At 71.9% G+C, this 18088-nt stretch carries 18 protein-coding genes, 7 tRNA genes and 1 pseudogene; 11 read left to right on the top strand and 15 right to left on the bottom strand.

The genetic code is table 11. The features are described from left to right. Window positions 1-125: 125 nt before the first annotated feature. Entirely contained in the window at window positions 126-851 is a 726-nt protein-coding gene (locus tag AAW14_RS03100) for a 3'-5' exonuclease (protein WP_265559556.1), read from the top strand. A 45-nt stretch (window positions 852-896) separates the two neighbouring features. Here the strand turns inward: AAW14_RS03100 and AAW14_RS03095 are convergent. Continuing rightward, window positions 897-968 (bottom strand) — tRNA-Val (locus AAW14_RS03095). 39 nt (window positions 969-1007) lie between these two features. Then, entirely contained in the window at window positions 1008-1454 is a 447-nt protein-coding gene (locus AAW14_RS03090; RefSeq protein ID WP_265559554.1) for an SRPBCC family protein, read from the bottom strand. A 104-nt stretch (window positions 1455-1558) separates the two neighbouring features. Between AAW14_RS03090 and AAW14_RS03085 the strand changes: the two genes are divergently transcribed. After that, entirely contained in the window at window positions 1559-4030 is a 2472-nt protein-coding gene (locus AAW14_RS03085; RefSeq protein ID WP_265559552.1) for an SCO7613 C-terminal domain-containing membrane protein, read from the top strand. Between the two features lie 667 nt (window positions 4031-4697). Here AAW14_RS03085 and AAW14_RS03080 read toward each other — a convergent pair. Together AAW14_RS03080 and AAW14_RS03075 are read right to left on the bottom strand one after the other, a co-directional pair. Further along, a tRNA-Val gene (locus AAW14_RS03080) sits at window positions 4698-4769 on the bottom strand. 54 nt (window positions 4770-4823) lie between these two features. Next, window positions 4824-5295, bottom strand: a pseudogene (locus AAW14_RS03075) (TIGR02611 family protein). Window positions 5296-5453: 158 nt separating this feature from the next. Between AAW14_RS03075 and AAW14_RS03070 the strand changes: the two are divergent. Beyond that, window positions 5454-5867 (top strand): SsgA family sporulation/cell division regulator, encoded by a 414-nt coding sequence (locus AAW14_RS03070; RefSeq protein WP_003959770.1) that lies wholly within the window; start codon window positions 5454-5456, stop codon window positions 5865-5867. A 304-nt stretch (window positions 5868-6171) separates the two neighbouring features. Next, entirely contained in the window at window positions 6172-6729 is a 558-nt protein-coding gene (locus AAW14_RS03065; protein ID WP_265559550.1) for a CGNR zinc finger domain-containing protein, read from the top strand. Between the two features lie 250 nt (window positions 6730-6979). Here the strand turns inward: AAW14_RS03065 and AAW14_RS03060 are convergent, their stop codons facing one another. Further along, the gene (locus AAW14_RS03060; RefSeq protein ID WP_265559548.1) at window positions 6980-7132 is read right to left on the bottom strand and encodes a hypothetical protein; all 153 of its coding nucleotides are present in this window, start codon (window positions 7130-7132) and stop codon (window positions 6980-6982) included. 165 nt (window positions 7133-7297) lie between these two features. Then, window positions 7298-7750 carry a hypothetical protein gene (locus AAW14_RS03055; RefSeq protein WP_265559546.1) on the bottom strand — a complete coding sequence of 151 codons (453 nt, stop codon included), beginning with the start codon at window positions 7748-7750 and terminating at the stop codon, window positions 7298-7300. A 247-nt stretch (window positions 7751-7997) separates the two neighbouring features. On the opposite strand from AAW14_RS03055, the gene AAW14_RS03050 reads away from it, so the two are divergent. After that, entirely contained in the window at window positions 7998-8522 is a 525-nt protein-coding gene (locus tag AAW14_RS03050; protein WP_265559544.1) for a DsbA family protein, read from the top strand. Window positions 8523-8567: 45 nt separating this feature from the next. Here the strand turns inward: AAW14_RS03050 and AAW14_RS03045 are convergent, their stop codons facing one another. Genes AAW14_RS03045 through AAW14_RS03035 form a run of 3 tightly spaced genes read right to left on the bottom strand, consistent with a single transcriptional unit; the run spans window position 8568 to window position 11308 of the window. After that, on the bottom strand, window positions 8568-9392 hold the full coding sequence (locus tag AAW14_RS03045) for a GNAT family N-acetyltransferase (RefSeq protein ID WP_265559542.1): 825 nt from the start codon (window positions 9390-9392) through the stop codon (window positions 8568-8570). A 54-nt stretch (window positions 9393-9446) separates the two neighbouring features. After that, the gene (locus AAW14_RS03040) at window positions 9447-10268 is read right to left on the bottom strand and encodes an aminotransferase class IV (protein ID WP_265559540.1); all 822 of its coding nucleotides are present in this window, start codon (window positions 10266-10268) and stop codon (window positions 9447-9449) included. After that, the gene (locus AAW14_RS03035) at window positions 10265-11308 is read right to left on the bottom strand and encodes a chorismate-binding protein (RefSeq protein WP_265559538.1); all 1044 of its coding nucleotides are present in this window, start codon (window positions 11306-11308) and stop codon (window positions 10265-10267) included. The genes AAW14_RS03040 and AAW14_RS03035 overlap by 4 nt, the downstream gene beginning before the upstream one ends. 176 nt (window positions 11309-11484) lie before the next feature. On the opposite strand from AAW14_RS03035, the gene AAW14_RS03030 reads away from it, so the two are divergent. The 5 genes from AAW14_RS03030 to AAW14_RS03010 all read left to right on the top strand — a co-directional run bounded on the left by AAW14_RS03030 (window position 11485) and on the right by AAW14_RS03010 (window position 11982). After that, a tRNA-Gly gene (locus tag AAW14_RS03030) sits at window positions 11485-11557 on the top strand. 37 nt (window positions 11558-11594) lie between these two features. Continuing rightward, window positions 11595-11668 (top strand) — tRNA-Cys (locus tag AAW14_RS03025). Window position 11669: 1 nt separating this feature from the next. Beyond that, a tRNA-Val gene (locus AAW14_RS03020) sits at window positions 11670-11741 on the top strand. Window positions 11742-11795: 54 nt separating this feature from the next. Beyond that, window positions 11796-11867 (top strand) — tRNA-Val (locus AAW14_RS03015). 43 nt (window positions 11868-11910) lie between these two features. Beyond that, window positions 11911-11982: transfer RNA gene (locus AAW14_RS03010), tRNA-Val, on the top strand. Window positions 11983-12027: 45 nt separating this feature from the next. On the opposite strand, the gene AAW14_RS03005 is transcribed toward AAW14_RS03010, so the two are convergent. The 3 genes from AAW14_RS03005 to AAW14_RS02995 all read right to left on the bottom strand — a co-directional run bounded on the left by AAW14_RS03005 (window position 12028) and on the right by AAW14_RS02995 (window position 13792). Next, window positions 12028-12315 carry a zf-TFIIB domain-containing protein gene (locus tag AAW14_RS03005; protein ID WP_265559537.1) on the bottom strand — a complete coding sequence of 96 codons (288 nt, stop codon included), beginning with the start codon at window positions 12313-12315 and terminating at the stop codon, window positions 12028-12030. 89 nt (window positions 12316-12404) lie between these two features. Continuing rightward, on the bottom strand, window positions 12405-13328 hold the full coding sequence (locus AAW14_RS03000; protein ID WP_416223246.1) for a phosphotransferase family protein: 924 nt from the start codon (window positions 13326-13328) through the stop codon (window positions 12405-12407). A 254-nt stretch (window positions 13329-13582) separates the two neighbouring features. Further along, window positions 13583-13792: a hypothetical protein gene (locus AAW14_RS02995; RefSeq protein WP_265559535.1), complete on the bottom strand. Its 210-nt coding sequence runs from the start codon at window positions 13790-13792 to the stop codon at window positions 13583-13585. 590 nt (window positions 13793-14382) lie between these two features. Between AAW14_RS02995 and AAW14_RS02990 the strand changes: the two genes are divergently transcribed. Further along, window positions 14383-15690, top strand: a complete 1308-nt coding sequence (locus tag AAW14_RS02990; protein ID WP_265559890.1) for a serine/threonine-protein kinase — start codon at window positions 14383-14385, stop codon at window positions 15688-15690. Between the two features lie 36 nt (window positions 15691-15726). Here AAW14_RS02990 and AAW14_RS02985 read toward each other — a convergent pair whose 3' ends face one another. The 3 genes from AAW14_RS02985 to cobA form a co-directional block, all read right to left on the bottom strand. Further along, the gene (locus AAW14_RS02985; protein ID WP_265559533.1) at window positions 15727-15906 is read right to left on the bottom strand and encodes a hypothetical protein; all 180 of its coding nucleotides are present in this window, start codon (window positions 15904-15906) and stop codon (window positions 15727-15729) included. A 12-nt stretch (window positions 15907-15918) separates the two neighbouring features. Continuing rightward, window positions 15919-16740 (bottom strand): TrmH family RNA methyltransferase, encoded by an 822-nt coding sequence (locus tag AAW14_RS02980; protein ID WP_265559531.1) that lies wholly within the window; start codon window positions 16738-16740, stop codon window positions 15919-15921. Window positions 16741-16804: 64 nt separating this feature from the next. Continuing rightward, the gene (cobA, locus tag AAW14_RS02975; RefSeq protein WP_265559529.1) at window positions 16805-18037 is read right to left on the bottom strand and encodes a uroporphyrinogen-III C-methyltransferase; all 1233 of its coding nucleotides are present in this window, start codon (window positions 18035-18037) and stop codon (window positions 16805-16807) included. Between the last annotated feature and the right edge of the window lie 51 nt (window positions 18038-18088).

The raw sequence follows: 18088 nt of genomic DNA, 5'->3' as shown, positions 1-18088 counted from the left end.
TGAACTGCAAAGACCCGTACTCCTGTTGTGTCCTTCCGGCGTACGGCGCAAACAGCCCGGGTATCACCGAATCGGGCAGCGGACGGTATGTCAACTGCCGAGCGTGATCAAGGAGTTGGGTGCGCATGACGTGCTGGTACGAGGGGCCTCTGGCCGCCTTCGACACGGAGACCACGGGCGTGGACGTCGAGACCGACCGGATCGTGTCGGCCGCCGTCGCCGTCCAGGACGCCCCGGGCACCCGGCCGCGGGTGAGCCGCTGGCTGGTGAACCCGGGGGTGCCGGTGCCGGCGGAGGCGACGGCGGTGCACGGGCTGACACAGGAGTATCTGCAGCGCAACGGCCGCTGGCCGTCGCCGGTGATGGAGGAGATGGCCAGGGCGCTGGGCGAGCAGGCCGCGATGGGCCGGCCGCTGGTGGTGATGAACGCGCCGTTCGATCTGACGCTCCTGGACCGGGAGTTGCGCCGCCACCGCGGCTCCTCGCTCGACCGCTGGTTCACGTCGGCGCCGCTGTGCGTGCTCGACCCCCGGGTCCTGGACAAGCACCTGGACCGCTACCGAAAGGGCCGCCGGACGCTCACCGACCTGTGTGCGCACTACGAAGTCGTGCTGGAGGGCGCGCACGACGCGGCGGCGGACGCGCTGGCCGCGTTGGAGGTCGTACGGGCGGTGGGGCGCCGCTTCGCGGGCCGTCTGGAGCGGCTGTCACCGGCGGAGCTGCACACCCTGCAGACGGGGTGGCACGCGGCGCAGGCGCGCGGGCTGCAGGCGTGGTTCGCGCGCAGCGGCACGGAGGAGACGGTGAATCCGGACTGGCCCCTGCGCCCGGAGCTCCCGGCGGCGGCCTGAGCATGCGAAAGCCGGCCCGTCGATGACGGACCGGCCCTCTCCGGGTGGGCGATACTGGGTTCGAACCAGTGACCTCTTCGGTGTGAACGAAGCGCTCTCCCACTGAGCTAATCGCCCGGGAACGCAGTGAACAATACAGGTCCCGGCGGGTTTCCTTCAAACCGCTTCGAGGTGCGCCACGAGCCCCCGCCGTCCGGCCCGCATCATCAGCCGGTGGTTGGCGCGGAAGACGGGCCGTCCCACCACGGCGAACCGCCTGAGCAGCGCCTTGTTCACGTCGACGACCTGGTCGTAGCGGGCGACGGAACCGGAACCGGCCGCGACGACCGTCCAGCGGGCCCAGCCGTCGATGTCACCGGACATCGCGATCTCCAGCACACCGGCGACGGGATCGCGGCGCACCTGGCGTGCGGTGAAGGTGATGGCGTACGGCAGCAGGGACCGGACGGTGATCAGGGCGTGGCTGTCGTCGAACCGGTTCACCGCCCGCACCTGCGGCCACCAGCGGGGATAGCCCTCGGCCTGTTCCAGCGCGGCGTACGCGCGGCCCGGCGGCACGGGCAGCGCCCACACGCTGCGGAAGCGGTAGTGGTACCAGTCCATGGGCCGAGTCTGCCCGTGCGGAGCCGTCGTGGCGCGGTACCCGGGTACGGATCTGAGTACGCGCACCCATGCAAAATCACGTGACGCGCGCCACACTCCCTGGTATGACCCACATACCGCCCCCGGCGGAGGAGTTGCGGATCCTCGACGCCGAGCTACGGCAACTCGATGTCCGCCGGGCCCATTTGCTGGCGCGTCGTGCCGTACTCGTCGGGCTCCTCCGGCCCGCCTTTCCGCCCGCTCCTGCGGTGCCACCGCGGCCGGAGACCACGGCCCCCCACGCGCCGAGGCGCCCCGAGACCACGGCGTCCGGCGTGCAGAATGTGCTCCTCGTACTCGGCGGCGTCCTCCTGACCGTGGCCGCGCTCGTGTTCACCCTGGTCAGCTGGGGGCTCCTGGGGATCGCCGGGCGGTCGCTCGTGCTCGGCGCGGTGACCGCTGCGGCACTCGGCGTGCCCTGGGCGCTCGTGAGGCGCGGTCTCCGCTCGACCGCCGAGGCGGTGGCGGGACTCGGTCTGGCACTGACGGTGCTCGACGCCTACGCGCTGCACGAGGTCGCTTTCACGGTGTCGGACGGCGCGGGGTACGCGGCGGTCGCGTCCGGGGTCCTGGCCGGGGCGTGGACGGTGTACGGCCTTGGCTTCGGCGCGCTGCCCGGCCCGGCCGCCGCCGGCGCGGGCCGCGGTACGACGGCGGAGTCCCGGCCCGAGGGCCTTCACGATCCGGCGGGGCTCCGGCTTCCTGCGCTCCGCATGCCGCTGCCCATGGCGACCGTGGCCGCCCAACTCCCGCTGCTGCTGTGGGTGATCGCGGTGGATGCGGGGCCTGCCGCCACGGCGGCCACGCTCCTGGTGACGGCCGCGGGCGACACCGTCCTCGCGCTCCGGGTGCCTCTGCGGTCCATACGGGTCGTCGCGGCGGCCGGTGCGTGCGGAATGGGGACCTGGGGCGTCCTGGCGGCCTGCTGGCTGTCCCTGACGGCCACGGGCCCGAGCGCCGCCGCCCGTGCGGCGGCGCTCCTCGCCCTCGCGGCGGCGATCGCACTGGGCGTCGCGTGGCGAGCCCCGGGGCCGGGCCTGGCCACCGGCGCCACGGTGACCGGCGGGCTGCTGCTGGTCGCGGGCTTCGGCGGTGTCCCGCGCGCGGCACTGCCCCACGTGTGGGCGGTGCCCGGCTACCTGGTGTGCGGAGTCGCACTGCTGCCGGCCGTACGCTCTGCGCTCCCGGGGCACATGCGGCGCGGCTTCGCCTGGGCCTCGGGCTGTGTGCAGGCCCTGGCGGTGGTGTGGGCACTGCCGGTGGTCGTCGTCGCGCTGCTGGGGCCGGTCGGCCGGGCGGCGCACATCTGGGCCGGCGCTCCGTCGGATCTGCGCGCCGCGCTGTGGGCGCCCTGGCCGCCGGACGCGACGGCGAGAACAGCGGTACTCGCGGTGGTCGCCGTGATGCTCGCCCTGGCGGCCCGTGCCACCACGGCCTGGCGTGCCCAGGCCGCGACCGGTGCTGTTGCCCTGGCCTGGGCCACCGCGCTCGTCCTTCCGGCGGCACTGCAACTCCCCTACGCCGCCGGGCTGTTCGCGCAGGGGCTGACACTGGTGGCGGGGCTGGCCGTGGCGGCGTACGCGCGTCGGGCGCCGACGTCCCTGACCGCCCTTCTCCTATCGCTTCTCACGGCACTCGGCATCGCCGCGCTGTCGCTCGCCTCCCGGACCGCGACCCTGGTCGTCCTCGCCGCGCTGACCGCACTCTTCGCGACCGCCGCCGCGCACCGGCGACTGACCGCGGTCTCGGTGTGTGCATCCCTGGCCGGCGCGACCGGTCTGGCCTGCGCGGTGGGTGCCGCGGCGGACTGGCGGGCGCCGCACGCCGCCCTGCTGGTCGTGGTCGTCCCGGCCGTCGCGGCTCTGCTCGCCGCGCGTGTCCCGCGGACCGGGAGTCCGGTCGAGGCTGTCGGAGCCGCCGCGGGGCTGGTGGCCATCGGGCTCGCCGTCACCGACGGACCCGTGCTGGCGCTCGTACTGGCCCTGTGCGGCGTGATCGCGGCCGGGACCGCCCTGCGCACGGACCGCCGTCCGGCCGGTTACCTGGCCGCCGCCCTGTTCGTACTGGCCGCCTGGGTGCGGCTCGGCTCCTGGGCCGTGGGCGCCCCGGAGGCGTACACCCTGCCGGTGACCGTCCCGGCGCTGGTCGTGGGGATCGTCCGGCAGCGCCGGGACCCTCTGGCCTCGTCCTGGACGGCGTATGGTCCGGGCCTCTCGGTGACACTTGTACCAAGCCTGCTCACGGCGTGGGACGACGCTGACTGGCGGCGCCCGCTGCTGCTCGGCACCGCGGCCCTCGCCCTGACGCTGCTGGGCGCTCGCCATCGACTGCAGGCGCCGCTGGTCCTCGGCGGGAGCGTGCTCGTACTGGACGCGCTGCATGAACTCGCCCCGTATCTGGTGCAGTTGACCGGTGTACTCCCCCGCTGGGTGCCTCTCGCGCTCGCCGGACTGCTGCTCCTCGCGCTCGGGGCGACGTATGAGCAGCGGATCCGCGACGCCAAGCGGGTGCGGGAGGCACTGGGGCGGATGCGCTGAGCGAGGGTTGCGGCATCCCGGCCACGGCAACGGCAGGAATGCCGAGCAGCTTTCCGTGGGCCTCTCCGACCTTGGCGACGCCCTTCCGGAAGCTGACCGTCCACAAATTCCCGGCGTCCATCCGGGACTTGAGATCGAGCAGAACACCTCTCTTGTCGTACTTCCGCAGAAATCCCACGGCGTTCCGGAATACGTCCGGGGGATTTCCGCGCGCCACCCGGGGCGGGTACTTCTCCCAAAAGACCGCGGAATCCCGGAAGTCAGTCTTGACTTGATCTTCGGGTACATCTGCCGGTACATCATGAATCGTTTCAAGAGACTCGCACCCACAGGGAAGTCCTCGTCGCCTGCCGCCCGCCGGGGCACCCAGGAGGGCCCTGACACCCCGAGCCCGCGCAGGCACGGGGAGTTGAGCCGCGCACTAGGGGCTCATCGGGCCACCGGGAAGCCGACGGGAGTTCCGAAGAACTCCACGGGAAGCCATCGGACACTGGCCCAGCCCACCCCGGACAACTCCCGTCACAGGGACGGCGCGCAGGCATCCGCGGCGAGTGATGGCATTCATCGGCACCCTCGCGGACCGGGCCGCCGGGCGGCCAAGGGGTGGGAACGCAACGAGGGCGGCACGACCCGCGTTGTCCGCGAGTACACGCCGCCCTCGACCCTGTGGGCGATACTGGGATCGAACCAGTGACCTCTTCGGTGTGAACGAAGCGCTCTCCCGCTGAGCTAATCGCCCGGGCACAGGAAGAACATTACCCCATGTCAGGGGTGCCCCCGACCACGCAGTGGATCACTCGTCCTTGATCCTCCAGGGCATCGCGAGGCCGAACTGCCAGACGTAGAGGCCCAGGAGAGCGGCCACGATCGTCACACCGACCGTCGTCAGAACGATGTTGCGGCGGCGCACCCTGGGCTCGAGCGCGCGCCGGGGCGGCGTCCGTGACCTTGCGCCTCGTCCAGCGGAGCACCAACCGGGCCCAGACGAACTCGGTCGCCCAGACCGCCATTCCGGCGAAGATCACCAGCCAGCCCGGACCGGGCAGCGGAAGCATGATCACGCCCGCGCCGACCACGGCGAGGCCGACCAGGAAAACACCGGCCTGCCAACCGACATGCAGCGCCCGTCGCGCCTTGATGAATTCCGGCGCCCTGGAACCGAGCGCCCGCTCGGCCTTGGATTCCCCGTCGGTCACGACGATCTCGCCCTGTTCGTCACTCCCCGTATTCGTACGGGGAAACCCTACCGGAGAGAAACCAGTCACCGGAATGGCCGTACCTCGCGAACGATGTCTCGGCCGGATGAGCTACGTAAAGACAGGCAAAACACTCAGAGGGGTTTACAACGGCACCGTAGGTGGCATGTCGATTTCGCCGACGTGCGAATCCCCGAGCGCACACTGAGCGAAAGGCCCTGGCGCTTATGAACACCACGGTCAGCTGCGAGCTGCACCTGCGCCTCGTTGTGTCGAGCGAGTCCTCACTGCCTGTACCCGCGGGACTGCGGTATGACACGGCCGATCCCTACGCCGTGCACGCCACCTTCCACACCGGAGCCGAGGAGACCGTCGAGTGGGTGTTCGCCCGCGACCTCCTCGCTGAGGGCCTCCATCGGCCCACAGGGACCGGTGACGTCCGCGTCTGGCCGTCCCGCAGCCACGGTCAGGGCGTCGTATGCATCGCCCTGAGCTCTCCGGAGGGCGAGGCCCTGCTCGAGGCCCCGGCGCGGGCCCTGGAGTCGTTCCTGAAGCGGACGGACGCTGCCGTGCCGCCGGGCACGGAGCATCGCCATTTCGATCTGGACACGGAGCTCTCCCACATCCTGGCCGAGAGTTAGTCCACGATCCTCAAGCCGCCCGTCGCCATCCACTCGGGGAGATGGCCCGGGCCAGGACAACCGCATACGGCACACCCGGGCGCCGTCGCCGCGAGCCCTCGCGGAGGCGGCGCCCGGGTGCATGCGGAGGGTGACATTACGGGTCGGGTCCGTGACCGAAGGGTGGCCCCGGGGTCACGGAGTCGTTGCGGTCGCCACGAGGCGCCCCGGCTTGATCTGCGGCGGCCCGATAGCGGCGGCGGAGCCGCTAGGCTCGGCCAGCGTCGGCGGGCGCCCGCCCGACCCCCCAGTCCAGGGAGCACACGTGCTGATCACCCACGACACCCGGTGCGCGCTCGATCTCGTGGTCGACCTGGTGAACACCGCGCCCGAGGGCGACGAGACGGACGGGCTCCCGGATGTCGGAGCCCTCGATGCATTCGCCCACAAGTTCGCCCTGAGTGATGTCGGCACCCTGTCGGACCTCGACCTCTCGGCGGTGCGCAAGATCCGCGGACGGTTTGCCGCGGTCTTCGCCGAGACGGACGCCCGGACCACCGCCGGGCTGATCAACGAGCTGGTCGCCGCGGCAGGGACGACGCCCCGGCTGACCGACCACGACGGCTACGACTGGCATGTGCACTACTTCGCACCCGGCGCCTCCCTCGCCGATCACATCGCCGCCGACTGCGGGATGGCGCTGGCTTTCTTCGTGGTCGCCGGGGAGCAGGAGCGGCTCCGCCGCTGCGAGGCGCCCGACTGCCGACGCGCCTTCGTCGACCTCTCCCGCAACCGGTCGCGCCGCTACTGCGACAGCAGGACCTGCGGAAACCGTCTGCACGTGGCCGCGTACCGAGCCCGCCGGAAGGAAGCGGCGGGCTGAGCGGTGCACGGCTCCGGCATGGACCCGGGTGCGGCCGGAAGTGGACCGGGTGCGGCCGGCATGGGGGCTTCACTCGCACTCCGTGTCACCGGACGCTGACCGGGCGAGAGCACCCTTCTTACTCTCCGTGACCGAGATGACCGAGCGCCTGGACCGTCGCCGCCCTCTCCGCGATCCCGCTCCCCTCCGCGATCCGCGGTGCCGGCCGACGGAGCCCTCGACGGGTGACGCCAGGGGCTCCGCATACGGCTCAGAGCAGCAGCAGGTCGTGCAGTGATGCCATGAGCAGCAGACAGCCGATCACCGCAAGGAAGATCATCAGCGGTGGCTGGGAAAGCGCGAAGAGACAACCCCGGCGCTCCTCGGGAGGAGCAACGGTGTCGCTCTGGGTTCTGTCCAGCATCTCGCGGCGATGATGACGCAGGTGACAGCGGCAATGCGATCAACACGCCCGGAATGACGGGGAGTTCGCCAATATCCGCGACGTCGCGAACGAAGATGATCTCTCCGTGAGCGCCCGTGATCATCCGGCACGGTGAGCCACCGATCGCTGTGTCGTTTCAATCGGTCATATGCCGTGCTTCTTGAGGATGGCCTCGATGTCGCTGAAGTCGTCCTTGGAGTCGGCCGCCCGGGGCGCGGACGCGGGCGGGGCCGCGGGACGGCCGCCGGTGCCCAGCGCCGGCGTGCTGGAAGCGGAGGACGAGGGAGCCACCACCTCGCGCTGCGCGGCCCGCGCCGCCCTGCGCTCCTTGCGGTTCCGACCGCCCCGGCGTTCCACGGTGCGGGTGGACGTGAACAGCAGCCAGGCGACGGCGAGCACGCCGAAGCCCGCCCATGCCGTGGGGCTGAACGCCGTGTGGGCCAGCCAACCCACGGCTCCCGTCATCACCAGGCCGATCGGCACGAGCGCGTACGCGGCGATACGGGCCGCCGCGAGGAAACGCTTGCGGTAGGCGGTGACCGCTGCGATGCCCAGGCCCGCCACGGAGGCGGCGGAACAGACTGTCTCGGCAATCATCCGGTCCTCCAGGCGGTGATCGGTCGGGCGGGTCGGTTCGTCCTTTCCATCCTGCACCGCCCCCTGCCCGGCATGCCACGCTCCGACCGCACCTCAGGGACATCTCCGGGTCCGGCTCGGGGTCTGCTCCTCCTCAGGGTGCGGTCTCGTCTCCACCTGTGACCGCACAGGTCCCGCTCACACCTCCGCCCCGAGCCGTCGGGGGTCCCGGTTGGGCGCGCTCCCCGGTGCTGGGAGACTGGTGACCATGAGTGACTCCTCCCCGACACGGACCGCCGCCCCCGTCCTGGACGTCTGGTGCGAACTCCAGTGCCCCGACTGCCGCACCGCCCTCGACGACCTGCGTGCGTTGCGCGCTCGCTACGGCGACCGGCTGGAGCTGCGGCTGCGGCACTTCCCGCTGGAGAAGCACAAGCATGCGTTCGCCGCCGCGCAGGCCGCCGAGGAGGCGCTGGAACAGGGTCAGGGCTGGCCGTACGCGGAGGCCGTGCTCGGCAGGGTCGAGGAACTGGACCGCAGGGGTGAGGAGCTCCTGATCGAGGTGGCCGCTCAACTGGGGCTGGACGCAGAGGAGTTCGACACGGCGCTGATCGACGGCCGTCACATCCTGATCGTCGACGCCGACCAGGCCGAGGGCAAGGCGATCGGCGTGACCGGCACTCCTACGTATGTCATCGGCGGGGAACGCCTCGACGGCGGCAAGAGCCAGGAGGGGCTGCGCGGGCGTATCGAGGAGATCGCGGACCGCCTGCTGGCCGAGCGGGAGGCCTGACGCGTCGATGTCCCGGGCCAGGCCGTTCCTCGCGGTGCCCGGCCGTCACACCAGCGGTTTGTACAGGGCGTACTGCGTCGTCTCGTAGCCCATGGACTCGTAGAGCCGCTCGGCCGGGGTGTTCCCCGCGAACACGTTCAGGCCGAGGACACGTCGGCCGGCGGCGGTCGCCTGGATCTCCGCCAGCAGCATGAGCGCCCGGCCGTGACCCCGGCCTCGGTGGTCCGCGTCGGCCTCGACGTCGAAGACGAAGGCCTTCTCCTCACGCAGCGCCACCCAGAGGGTGCCCACGCGTGTCCCTTCCTGTTCCAGGACGCTGAACAGCATGTTCTCGGTGGCCGCCCCCTGCGGCAGGAGCTGGTCGTGATCGCGCCGTGCCTTGGCGTACGCCTCGGCCTCCGGCACGCCCCGCTCGATCCACGTGCGCGCGTAGTGCTCGAACTCGTACGCCTGCCACGCGTCGAACTCCGCCTCGGTCATGGGCCGTCCGCTGCTGCCGACGGGCAGTTCGGGCGGGGTGTCACCGAGCTTCTTCTCCATGCCCCGGTTGCGCAGGACGTAGCCGAGCGCTTCCGTTAGCCGCAGTCCGGCCTCGGCGCCGGCGGGGACGATCGTCTCGATCTGCCGGCACCCCCAGCCGCGCGCCACCTCCTCGGCGGCGAGCGCCGCCACCGTGCCCCGGCCGCGCCGCCTGTCCGGCTCCTCGATGCGCAGATCCAGGATCCGGGCCACCGAGTCACCGAAGGAGGGAGAGGTGCCGAGGTGTATCGCACCGACGGGACGGCTGTTCACGCACACCTGGTAGCGGCGTGAACGCGTCCCGTCGGCCGCGCGCTGGAGCGGCTCGGTCGGCCGCAGGGTCGTGGTCATCAGGGGTGTTCTACCCGTCGCGAAGACCCGGGTCAGCCGAATTTCCGCGGCTTTTCACGGCTCGAGGTCGTTCCCGGACCGCTCGTCGAAGATCCGCATGGCCTTGGCGGTCACCGGGCCCGGCGCGCCCGGCATTTCGCGGTCGTCGATCCGGTGGACGGCCTGCACGTCCCGCAGGGTGGACGTGAGGAACACCTCGTCCGCGTGCTCCAGGACGTCCCACGGAAGGTCGGTCTCCTTCGCCCCGGTCCACTCGATGGTGAGCGCGCGCGTAATGCCCGCCAGACAGCCGGAGGCGAGCGGCGGGGTATGGATCTCGCCGTCGAGGACGACGAAGACGTTCGACCCCGTGCCCTCGCAGAGCTGTCCCACCGTGTTGGCGAACAGCGCCTCGGACGCGCCCTGTTGGGAGGCACGGGCGAGGGCGACGACGTTCTCGGCGTACGACGTGGTCTTGAGTCCGGTCAGCGCGCCGCGTTCGTTGCGGGTCCACGGCACGGTGATCACGGCGGTGGAGTCGGGGCGCCGGCTGGTCCCGCCGAGGGCGACCACGAGGGTCGGGCCGTGCTCGCCACGGTCGGAGCCGAGCGGGCCGTGACCGCCGGTGTACGTGATGCGCAGGCGGCCGAGCGGCATCGGATTGGCCTCCAGTACCGCGGCGCATGCGCGGCGGACCTCGTCGTGGTCGGGGTCGGGCAGACCCAGGCCACGCGCGGAGCGGGTGAGCCGGTCGAGGTGGCGGGTCAGCGCGAAGGGTCGCCCGTCCACGGCCTTGACGGTCTCGAAGACGCCGTCGCCGACGGTCAGTCCGTGGTCGAAGACGGAGACGCGGGCGGACTCGGCGTCCTGCAGCCCGCCGTCGAGCCAGATCTTCACGTAAGGGTCCTTCCACTCGCCTCGTACTCTCCCGACGCTACCGCGAGCAGCCGCGCGGCCTTCAGCTCGGTCTCGTGCCACTCCCCCTCGGGATCGGAGCCCCAGGTGATCCCCGCGCCGGTGCCGAAGCGCAGCACGCCCTCGGCCCGGTCGATCCAGAAGGTGCGAATGCCGACGGCCAGCTGTCCCGCCCCCCGGTCCGCGTCGACCCATCCGATGCCCCCGCAGTAGGGCCCGCGCGGCGCGGTCTCCAGTGCGTCGATGATCCGCAGGGCGCTGGACTTGGGGGCGCCGGTGATCGAGCCGGCCGGGAATGTGGCGGCCAGCAGCTGCGGCCAGCCGGCGTCCGCGCGCAGTTCGCCGCGGACCGTGGACACGAGGTGGACCAGGCCGGGGTGCTTCTCGACGGCGCACAGGTCGGGGACGGTGACGCTGCCGGTGACGCAGACGCGCCCGAGGTCGTTGCGGACCAGGTCCACGATCATCACGTTCTCGGCGTAGTCCTTCGCCAGGAGGTCCGCCTCGGTGCGGCCGGTGCCCTTGATCGGACCGGATTCGACGACCCGTCCGTCGCGGCGCAGGAACAGCTCGGGAGACGCGGTGGCGATCTCCACGCCGTGATCCGGCAGACGGATCGTTCCTGCGTAGGGCGCCGGGTTGCCGCATGCCAGCACGGAGGTCAGCGCGTCCACGTCGGCGTCGGGCTCGATCGGCGCGGAGAGCACACGGCAGAGGTTGGCCTGGTAGACCTCGCCGGTCGCGATGCGCTCGCGTATGCTCCGCACCCCCGCCGTGTACGCGGCGCGGTCGAGCGAGGACGTCCAGTCACCGGTCGCCGGCCCCCGCCAGCCCCCCGGCACGGGGGCGGGCACCGGCTCTTCGCGTACGTCCGCGAACCGGGCACAGGTCAGACGTCCCTCGTAGTCCGCGCACACCGCCCAGAAGCCGGTGGAGTCCAGGGCCGCGGGGTCGCTGGTGACATCGAGGAGACCGGTGGCGACGCGGTCGCCGAAGCGGGCAAGAGGAGGCAGGTCGAGCACGCAGTCGAGTCTATGGCGGTGTCCCGCGGGTGGCCCGAGCATGTCCCCTTGGTGCCCTGGCCATGTCCCTGACCAGGCGCAGGGCAGCACGCTGCGCAAACGCGTTTTTGTACTGGCCCGGGAATCCGCTAGAGTTCAACACGTCGCCGGGCCGCGGGAGCGGACCGAAACGACAAGCGGACGTAGCTCAGTTGGTAGAGCGCAACCTTGCCAAGGTTGAGGTCGCGAGTTCGAGCCTCGTCGTCCGCTCGAAAACCAGGGGATCTTCGTGACCCCCTGCACTCCTGGTGGAGTGGCCGAGAGGCGAGGCAACGGCCTGCAAAGCCGTCTACACGGGTTCAAATCCCGTCTCCACCTCCAAGGACGATTAGCTCAGCGGGAGAGCGCTTCCCTGACACGGAAGAGGTCACTGGTTCAATCCCAGTATCGTCCACTGGTCCGCAAGGACGTCGGCCCGCAAGGGTCTGTATGATCCCCGAGGATCCCCGCGCGATTAGCTCAGCGGGAGAGCGCTTCCCTGACACGGAAGAGGTCACTGGTTCAATCCCAGTATCGCGCACGCAGTACTCATGGCCGTCCGCAGGGCATGGCCATGATCCCGAGGACGATTAGCTCAGCGGGAGAGCGCTTCCCTGACACGGAAGAGGTCACTGGTTCAATCCCAGTATCGTCCACGCACCGAAGCCCCCGGCCCCGCGGCCGGGGGCTTCCTCGTGGCCTCAGCTGGAGAACAGCATGTGGCCGAAGCTCTTGTGCCCGTGGTGGCCGTAGTGACCGTGGCCTCCGTGGTGGCCGCCGTGCGGGGCGCCCCAGGCGGGCACGGCGGGGTATCCCCCCGGGGCCGGCGGGGGCGGCGGGGCCGGCTGCGCCCACTGGGCCTCCAGACGGGTCAGGGCCTCCAGCTCGCCGTAGTCCAGGAAGATGCCGCGACAGCCGCTGCACTGCTCGATCTGGACGCCGTTGCGGTTGTACGTGTACATCGGCGCATGACACTTCGGACACTGCATGGTCGGCTCAACTCCTCGCCGGTCGGTGGTGCTTCGCCAGGTAGGGACTCGTTCCGGTCCTGGCCGGTTGCAGCCCACGTCGCACGTCCTTACGACAACTCAGGCGAAATGGTGCTCATTCGGGCACAGGCGTCGACCACCGCCCGCTCCACCTCGTCCAAGGGGCGTTTCGCGGCGACGGATTTGGCGATCGCCAGGGCCGCCGTCTGCACGGTGAGGGCACGGGCCGGGACGTCCAGGGCGCTCCACGGGTCGCCGGAGGCGGGGACGGCCGGGCCGCCCTCCTGCCGGTATGCGGACAGGAAGCGGGCCCATACGTCGGGCGGGAGCAGACCGCAGGCGTACCAGGCGGCCGGACGGGCCAGATCCCAGGCCGGGCCGCCCACTCCGAGGTCGTCGACGTCGATGAGGAGCCAGGGGCCGGTGTCCACGGGGTGGCGTACGAGCTGCCCGAGGTGCAGGTCGCCGTGGCAGAGGGTCCGCGCGGACGGTACGGGACTCTCGGCGCGGGCCCAGGGCGGAAGCGCGGCCCAGGCGCGGAGGACCGGCTCGGCGGCGGGACGGGGGCCGACGGCACGCAGACGCCGGATCGCGCGGGCCGCCTTGGCGGGGCCGCCCATGGGCGGCAGGCCGGCGGGAACGGGAAACCGGTGCAGCCGGGCGAGGAGGGACGCGGCCGCCTCCCACGGCGCGGCCTCGGGGGTGTCCGGGTCCACGGGGGTGCCGTACGGCCAGAACGTCACCGGGCGTCCGTGGAGGTCGACGGGGGCCGGGCGGAGGGGGGCGAGAAGGATGCCCGGGAGCCGGGCGGCGGCCGTGAGGCGGAGGGAGAGGCGGGCGGGGTCGGCAGCGGCGGCGTGGGCCTTGGCGACGGTGTCTCCGTGCCGGACGACGGTGGCGTCCTCGCGGTCGGCGAGGACCGTGTCGGGGGCCGGGCAGCGGCAGTGCGTGCGGGTGGTCCTGTGCACCGCGGCGCGTGCCCTCGCATGGAGTGCGGGCAGCAGGGCGTTCACGGGCTCCCTCGGGTCGTACGGCGTGTCGGGGAGCGTACGTGGTCGTGCGGCCGGGCGCGACGGGTGCCCGCGAACATGACCGCCACGCTTGCCTCACGGTCGGCAGTACCGCTCCCAGCCGTGCGCACAAACGCAACGCCCGCGCAGCTCCCCAGCTGCGCGGGCGTGTGTGCCGTCCGCCGCACCCCCGTCCCCACGGGGTTTCATGGGTTGATGTCCCCGCCCGGACCGCTCTTCCGGGCCCGGGGCGCCGCTCAGCGCCCCAGCATCACGCCCACGGACGACGCTTGTGTGACCACTGCATCCCAGCCGCCGAAGGCGTACGCGAGCAGGGCCGCCAGGGGGAGGACCATCGCGGTCGCCACCAGCGGGTGGCGACGGCCCGGGCGGCGGGTGCGGAACGCGGCGCCGTGCGCACTGCGTCCCTGCGTGCGGACCAGTGCCCGCGGTGCCGTCGGGGTCAAGGTCCCTCTCCTGACCGTAGTGCTGTTGTCGTTGGCAGCGGCGGGTACCTGACCTCGGGGGACGAGTGCTGCACCCGCCGCTTGACCTCAAATCTAGGCGCCGGGCGGGCTGGGGTCGTCATGCCCTCGTATCGATTGCCTGGCCTCCCGAAGGATGAGCGATGACCTGCGGTGTACTCCCCTGGGTGGAGACGCGGTCCCAGGTCTCAGGGTCTTCCCGGAGGGGAACGCCCCGTGTGCCCCATCCGGGACCCCCACGGGTGACTTCCCTCACTTCCAGGGCGTCCCCGCCCACCGCCGTCCCCGAGCGTCGGCCCGCCCTGCCCGCCGGCGCCCCGTGGGTGCTTGTCGTGTCGCCGGAGTCCACGCACCCCTTCACGCGATCCCCTCCAGCCCCTTCAACCACCCTTGGCCGATGGGTGGTTGGGATCACCGGCGGCACATCACCACAGGGCTCGCACCTCCCCTGACCACCTCTCAAGTTTCCTGCCCTGCACAGACAATCGATGGGGGCGAGAGGGCGCGGCCTCTGCGCGCACCCGGCCGTGGAAACGTAAGCTGTGGCTCGTCAAACGGACCGGGCAGCGGGGATGGACATGGCGATGATGCGCCTGAGGCGTGAGGACCCGCGTGTCGTCGGCTCGTTCAGGCTGCACCGGCGGCTCGGCGCGGGTGGGATGGGCGTCGTCTACCTGGGCTCCGACAAGCGGGGGCAGCGGGTCGCGCTGAAGGTGATCCGGCCGGATCTCGCGGAGGATCAGGAGTTCCGGTCGCGGTTCGCACGTGAGGTCTCGGCGGCACGGCGGATCCGTGGCGGCTGTACGGCCCGGCTCGTGGCCGCCGACCTCGAGGCGGACCGTCCGTGGTTCGCCACCCAGTACGTGCCCGGGCCCTCCCTGCACGACAAGGTGGCCGAGGAGGGCCCGCTGACGGCCGCCGAGGTCGCGGCCGTGGGCGCCGCCCTGTCCGAGGGCCTGGTGGCGGTGCACGAGGCCGGGGTCGTCCACCGCGATCTGAAGCCGTCCAACATCCTGCTGTCCCCGAAGGGGCCGCGGATCATCGACTTCGGCATCGCCTGGGCGACGGGCGCCTCGACGCTCACACACGTCGGCACGGCCGTCGGCTCACCCGGCTTCCTCGCCCCCGAGCAGGTGCGCGGGGCCGCCGTCACCCCGGCCACGGACGTGTTCTCGCTGGGCGCCACGCTGGCGTACGCGGCCACCGGCGACTCGCCTTTCGGGCATGGCAGTTCCGAGGTGATGCTCTACCGGGTGGTCCACGAGGAACCCCATCTGAACGGCGTGCCGGACGCGCTGGCCCCGCTCGTCCGTGCATGTCTGGCGAAGGATCCCGAGGAACGGCCCAGCACGCTCCAACTCTCCCTCCGGCTCAAGGAGATCGCGGCCCGCGAGGCCCAGGGGCTCGCGGACGTACGGCCGCCCGCACAGCGCGGTGAGCCGGACCGGCCGTCGGGAAGGCTGGCGGAGCAGTACGCCGAGCAGCGCACCCTGCGGCGACCGCAGGGGCCGGGGACTCCTCCGCCCCGTAGCCACGGTTCCCGGCCCGGGGCCCGCCCGACGCCTGCGCAACGCAACACGACCCGCTCGGGCAGCCGGCCGGGGCCGCGCAGCGGGGCCGGCCGGCCGGCTCCCCGCACCACGGGGACCGGGCGGCGCCCCGCCAACCCGCGGTTGCTGCGCCAGCGGCTCTTCGTGTTCGTCGTGGTGACGCTGCTGGTCGCGCTGGGCATCGCGGCGGCCCAGGGCTGCCAGGGGCCGGCGCGCGGGCTGCACGACGGCCGCGTACGCAAGGACGTGGGGCCGCAGCAGCCGTACGCGCCCCCGCCCGGGGGCCTGCTGGCCGAGCAGTACCACAGCGAGCTCAACACGGACCGCTGATCCCCGAGTACCCGGCCCGGCCGGGCTCCGCGGGCGTCACAGCCGTGGCAGGATCCGCTCGAAGAGCTCGGGGTCGCAGTCGAAGCCCGGATCCATCGCGACGAACTGGGCGTGAGGAACCGAGCGATGCGCCGCGGGACCCCGTTGGATGAGGAGCATCCGGCCGGGGCGCCGCGACACCGCGACGATCTCCTCGCGCCGGTCCACAGGGGCCATGGGGAACAGGGCCTATGGGGACGGGGGGCGGCCGGTGGCCACCGCATAGAAGGCGACGGCTGCCGCGGCGCCCACATTGAGGGAGTCGACGCCGTGGGCCATGGGGATGCGGACCCATTCGTCGGCGGCGACCAGTGCCTGGGTGGACAGGCCGTCGCCCTCCGCGCCCAGCATCAGCGCGACGCGCTCCATCAGGTGCGGTGCCGTCTCGTCGAGGGTCTTGGCCTTCTCGTCGGGAGTGAGCGCGAGGAGCGTGAAGCCCGCCTCGCGGACCGACTCCAGGCCCTTGGGCCAGGTGTCGAGGCGGGCGTACGGCACCGAGAAGACCGCGCCCATCGAGACCTTCACACTGCGCCGGTAAAGGGGGTCGGCGCAGTCGGGCGAGAGCAGGACGGCGTCCATGCCGAGGGCGGCGGCCGACCGGAATATCGCGCCGATGTTGGTGTGGTCGTTCACGGACTCCATGACCACGACCCTTCGGGCGGCCGCCAGGAGTTCATCCGCCGTCGGCAGCGGTTTGCGCTGCATGGAGGCGAGCGCGCCACGGTGCACGTGGTAACCGGTGACCTGCTCGGCCAGCTCCGGGCTGACCGCGTAGACCGGGGCCGGGAGTTCGTCGATGACGTCCCGCATGACGTCGACCCACTTGGCGGACAGCAGCATGGAGCGCATCTCGTAGCCGGCCCCCTTGGCCCGTCTGATGACCTTCTCGCCCTCGGCGATGAACAGGCCCTCGGCGGGTTCGCGCTTGCGGCGCAGCTCCACGTCGGTCAGGCCCGTGTAGTCGCGCAGGCGCGGGTCGTCGGGGTCCTCAACGGTGATGAGATCGGCCACAGGGGTGATACTGCCTTGTCCTGGGAGCGGTGCCAACGGCTGGAACTGGACGGGTTACCCCGGGTTACTCGACCGGTCGCGGTCCGGCCTTCACGACCTCGCCGATGACAATGACCGCCGGGGGCTTCACGCCCTCGGCCCGTACGGTTTCGGCGACGGTCGCGAGGGTGGCGTCGACCCGCCGCTGAGCGGCCGTGGTGCCCTCCTGGACCAGGGCGACCGGGGTTTCGGGAGCCTTGCCGTGGGCGACGAGCGTCTCGGCGATCTTCCCGATCTTGTCGACGCCCATGAGGATCACCAGCGTGCCGGTGAGCCCGGCCAGGGACGGCCAGTCGACCAGCGAACGCTCGTCGTCAGGGGCGACATGGCCGCTGACCACCGTGAACTCATGTGCGACACCGCGGTGGGTGACGGGGATGCCGGCTGCGCCGGGCACCGAGATCGAGCTGGAGATGCCCGGGACCACCGTGCAGGGGATGCCCGCCTCGGCAAGCGCCTGGACCTCCTCCATGCCACGGCCGAAGACGAACGGGTCGCCGCCCTTGAGCCGGACGACCGACTTGCCCTGCCTGGCGTGTTCGATCAGGGCGTTGTTGATGGCCTCCTGGGCCATGAAGCGGCCGTACGGGATTTTCGCCGCGTCGATCACCTCGACGTGCGGCGGGAGTTCGGCGAGCAGGTCGCGCGGGCCGAGGCGGTCCGCGATGACCACGTCCGCCTCGGCGAGCAGTCGCCGCCCGCGGACGGTGATCAGGTCCGGGTCGCCGGGGCCGCCGCCGACCAGTGCGACGCCGGGGGTGCGGGTGCGGTGGTGCGGTGCGACGAGCGTGCCGTCGCGCAGACCCTCGACCACGGCGTCCCGGATGGCGGCGGTGTGACGGGGGTCCCGGCCCTTCGCGGCGGTGGTCAGGACGGCGACCGTGACGCCCTCGCTGTGGCCCGTCGCGGGGGTCCAGGCGGTGGCCGCGTCGGCGTCGTCGGAGCGGACGCACCACACCCGGTGTGCCTCGGCCTCCGCGGACGCCCGGCGGTTGGCCTCGGGATCGCTGGTGGCGATGAGGGCGTACCAGGCGTTCTCCAGGTCCCCGGGCTCGTAGCGGCGCTTCAGCCAGCTGATCTCACCCGAGTCCGCCATCGCCTCGACCGACGGGGTGGCCTCCGGCGATACGAGGAGGACGTCGGCGCCCGCCGCGATGAGGGCCGGGAGGCGGCGCTGGGCGACCTGGCCTCCGCCGAGGACCACGACGCGACGGCCGGAGAGACGGAGGCCTACGGGGTAGGGCGGGTGTTCGGCCATGGAGATGCGGCTCCTCGTCCAGGCTGTGCGGAACGATGCCTCTGCGGCTCT

It is taken from the genome of Streptomyces hygroscopicus (genome assembly GCF_026168105.1).
GTDB classification, from domain to species: Bacteria; Actinomycetota; Actinomycetes; order Streptomycetales; family Streptomycetaceae; genus Streptomyces; species Streptomyces hygroscopicus_D.
The sequence above is the reverse complement of the archived record's forward strand: the minus strand, read 5'-3'. Positions and strand labels throughout refer to the sequence as shown.

Excerpts from the sequence above, each read along its gene's own strand:
- AAW14_RS03045 (WP_265559542.1), bottom strand. The coding sequence starts at position 9,392 with ATGACCACGACCCTGCGGCCGACCGAGCCGCTCCAGCGCGCGGCCGAC.
- AAW14_RS03070 (WP_003959770.1), top strand. The coding sequence starts at position 5,454 with ATGAACACCACGGTCAGCTGCGAGCTGCACCTGCGCCTCGTTGTGTCG.
- AAW14_RS03005 (WP_265559537.1), bottom strand. The coding sequence starts at position 12,315 with ATGCAGTGTCCGAAGTGTCATGCGCCGATGTACACGTACAACCGCAAC.
- AAW14_RS03050 (WP_265559544.1), top strand. The coding sequence starts at position 7,998 with ATGAGTGACTCCTCCCCGACACGGACCGCCGCCCCCGTCCTGGACGTC.
- AAW14_RS03100 (WP_265559556.1), top strand. The coding sequence starts at position 126 with ATGACGTGCTGGTACGAGGGGCCTCTGGCCGCCTTCGACACGGAGACC.
- AAW14_RS03085 (WP_265559552.1), top strand. The coding sequence starts at position 1,559 with ATGACCCACATACCGCCCCCGGCGGAGGAGTTGCGGATCCTCGACGCC.
- AAW14_RS03055 (WP_265559546.1), bottom strand. The coding sequence starts at position 7,750 with ATGATTGCCGAGACAGTCTGTTCCGCCGCCTCCGTGGCGGGCCTGGGC.
- AAW14_RS03060 (WP_265559548.1), bottom strand. The coding sequence starts at position 7,132 with ATGCTGGACAGAACCCAGAGCGACACCGTTGCTCCTCCCGAGGAGCGC.
- AAW14_RS02990 (WP_265559890.1), top strand. The coding sequence starts at position 14,383 with ATGGACATGGCGATGATGCGCCTGAGGCGTGAGGACCCGCGTGTCGTC.
- AAW14_RS03090 (WP_265559554.1), bottom strand. The coding sequence starts at position 1,454 with ATGGACTGGTACCACTACCGCTTCCGCAGCGTGTGGGCGCTGCCCGTG.
- AAW14_RS02985 (WP_265559533.1), bottom strand. The coding sequence starts at position 15,906 with ATGGCCCCTGTGGACCGGCGCGAGGAGATCGTCGCGGTGTCGCGGCGC.
- cobA (WP_265559529.1), bottom strand. The coding sequence starts at position 18,037 with ATGGCCGAACACCCGCCCTACCCCGTAGGCCTCCGTCTCTCCGGCCGT.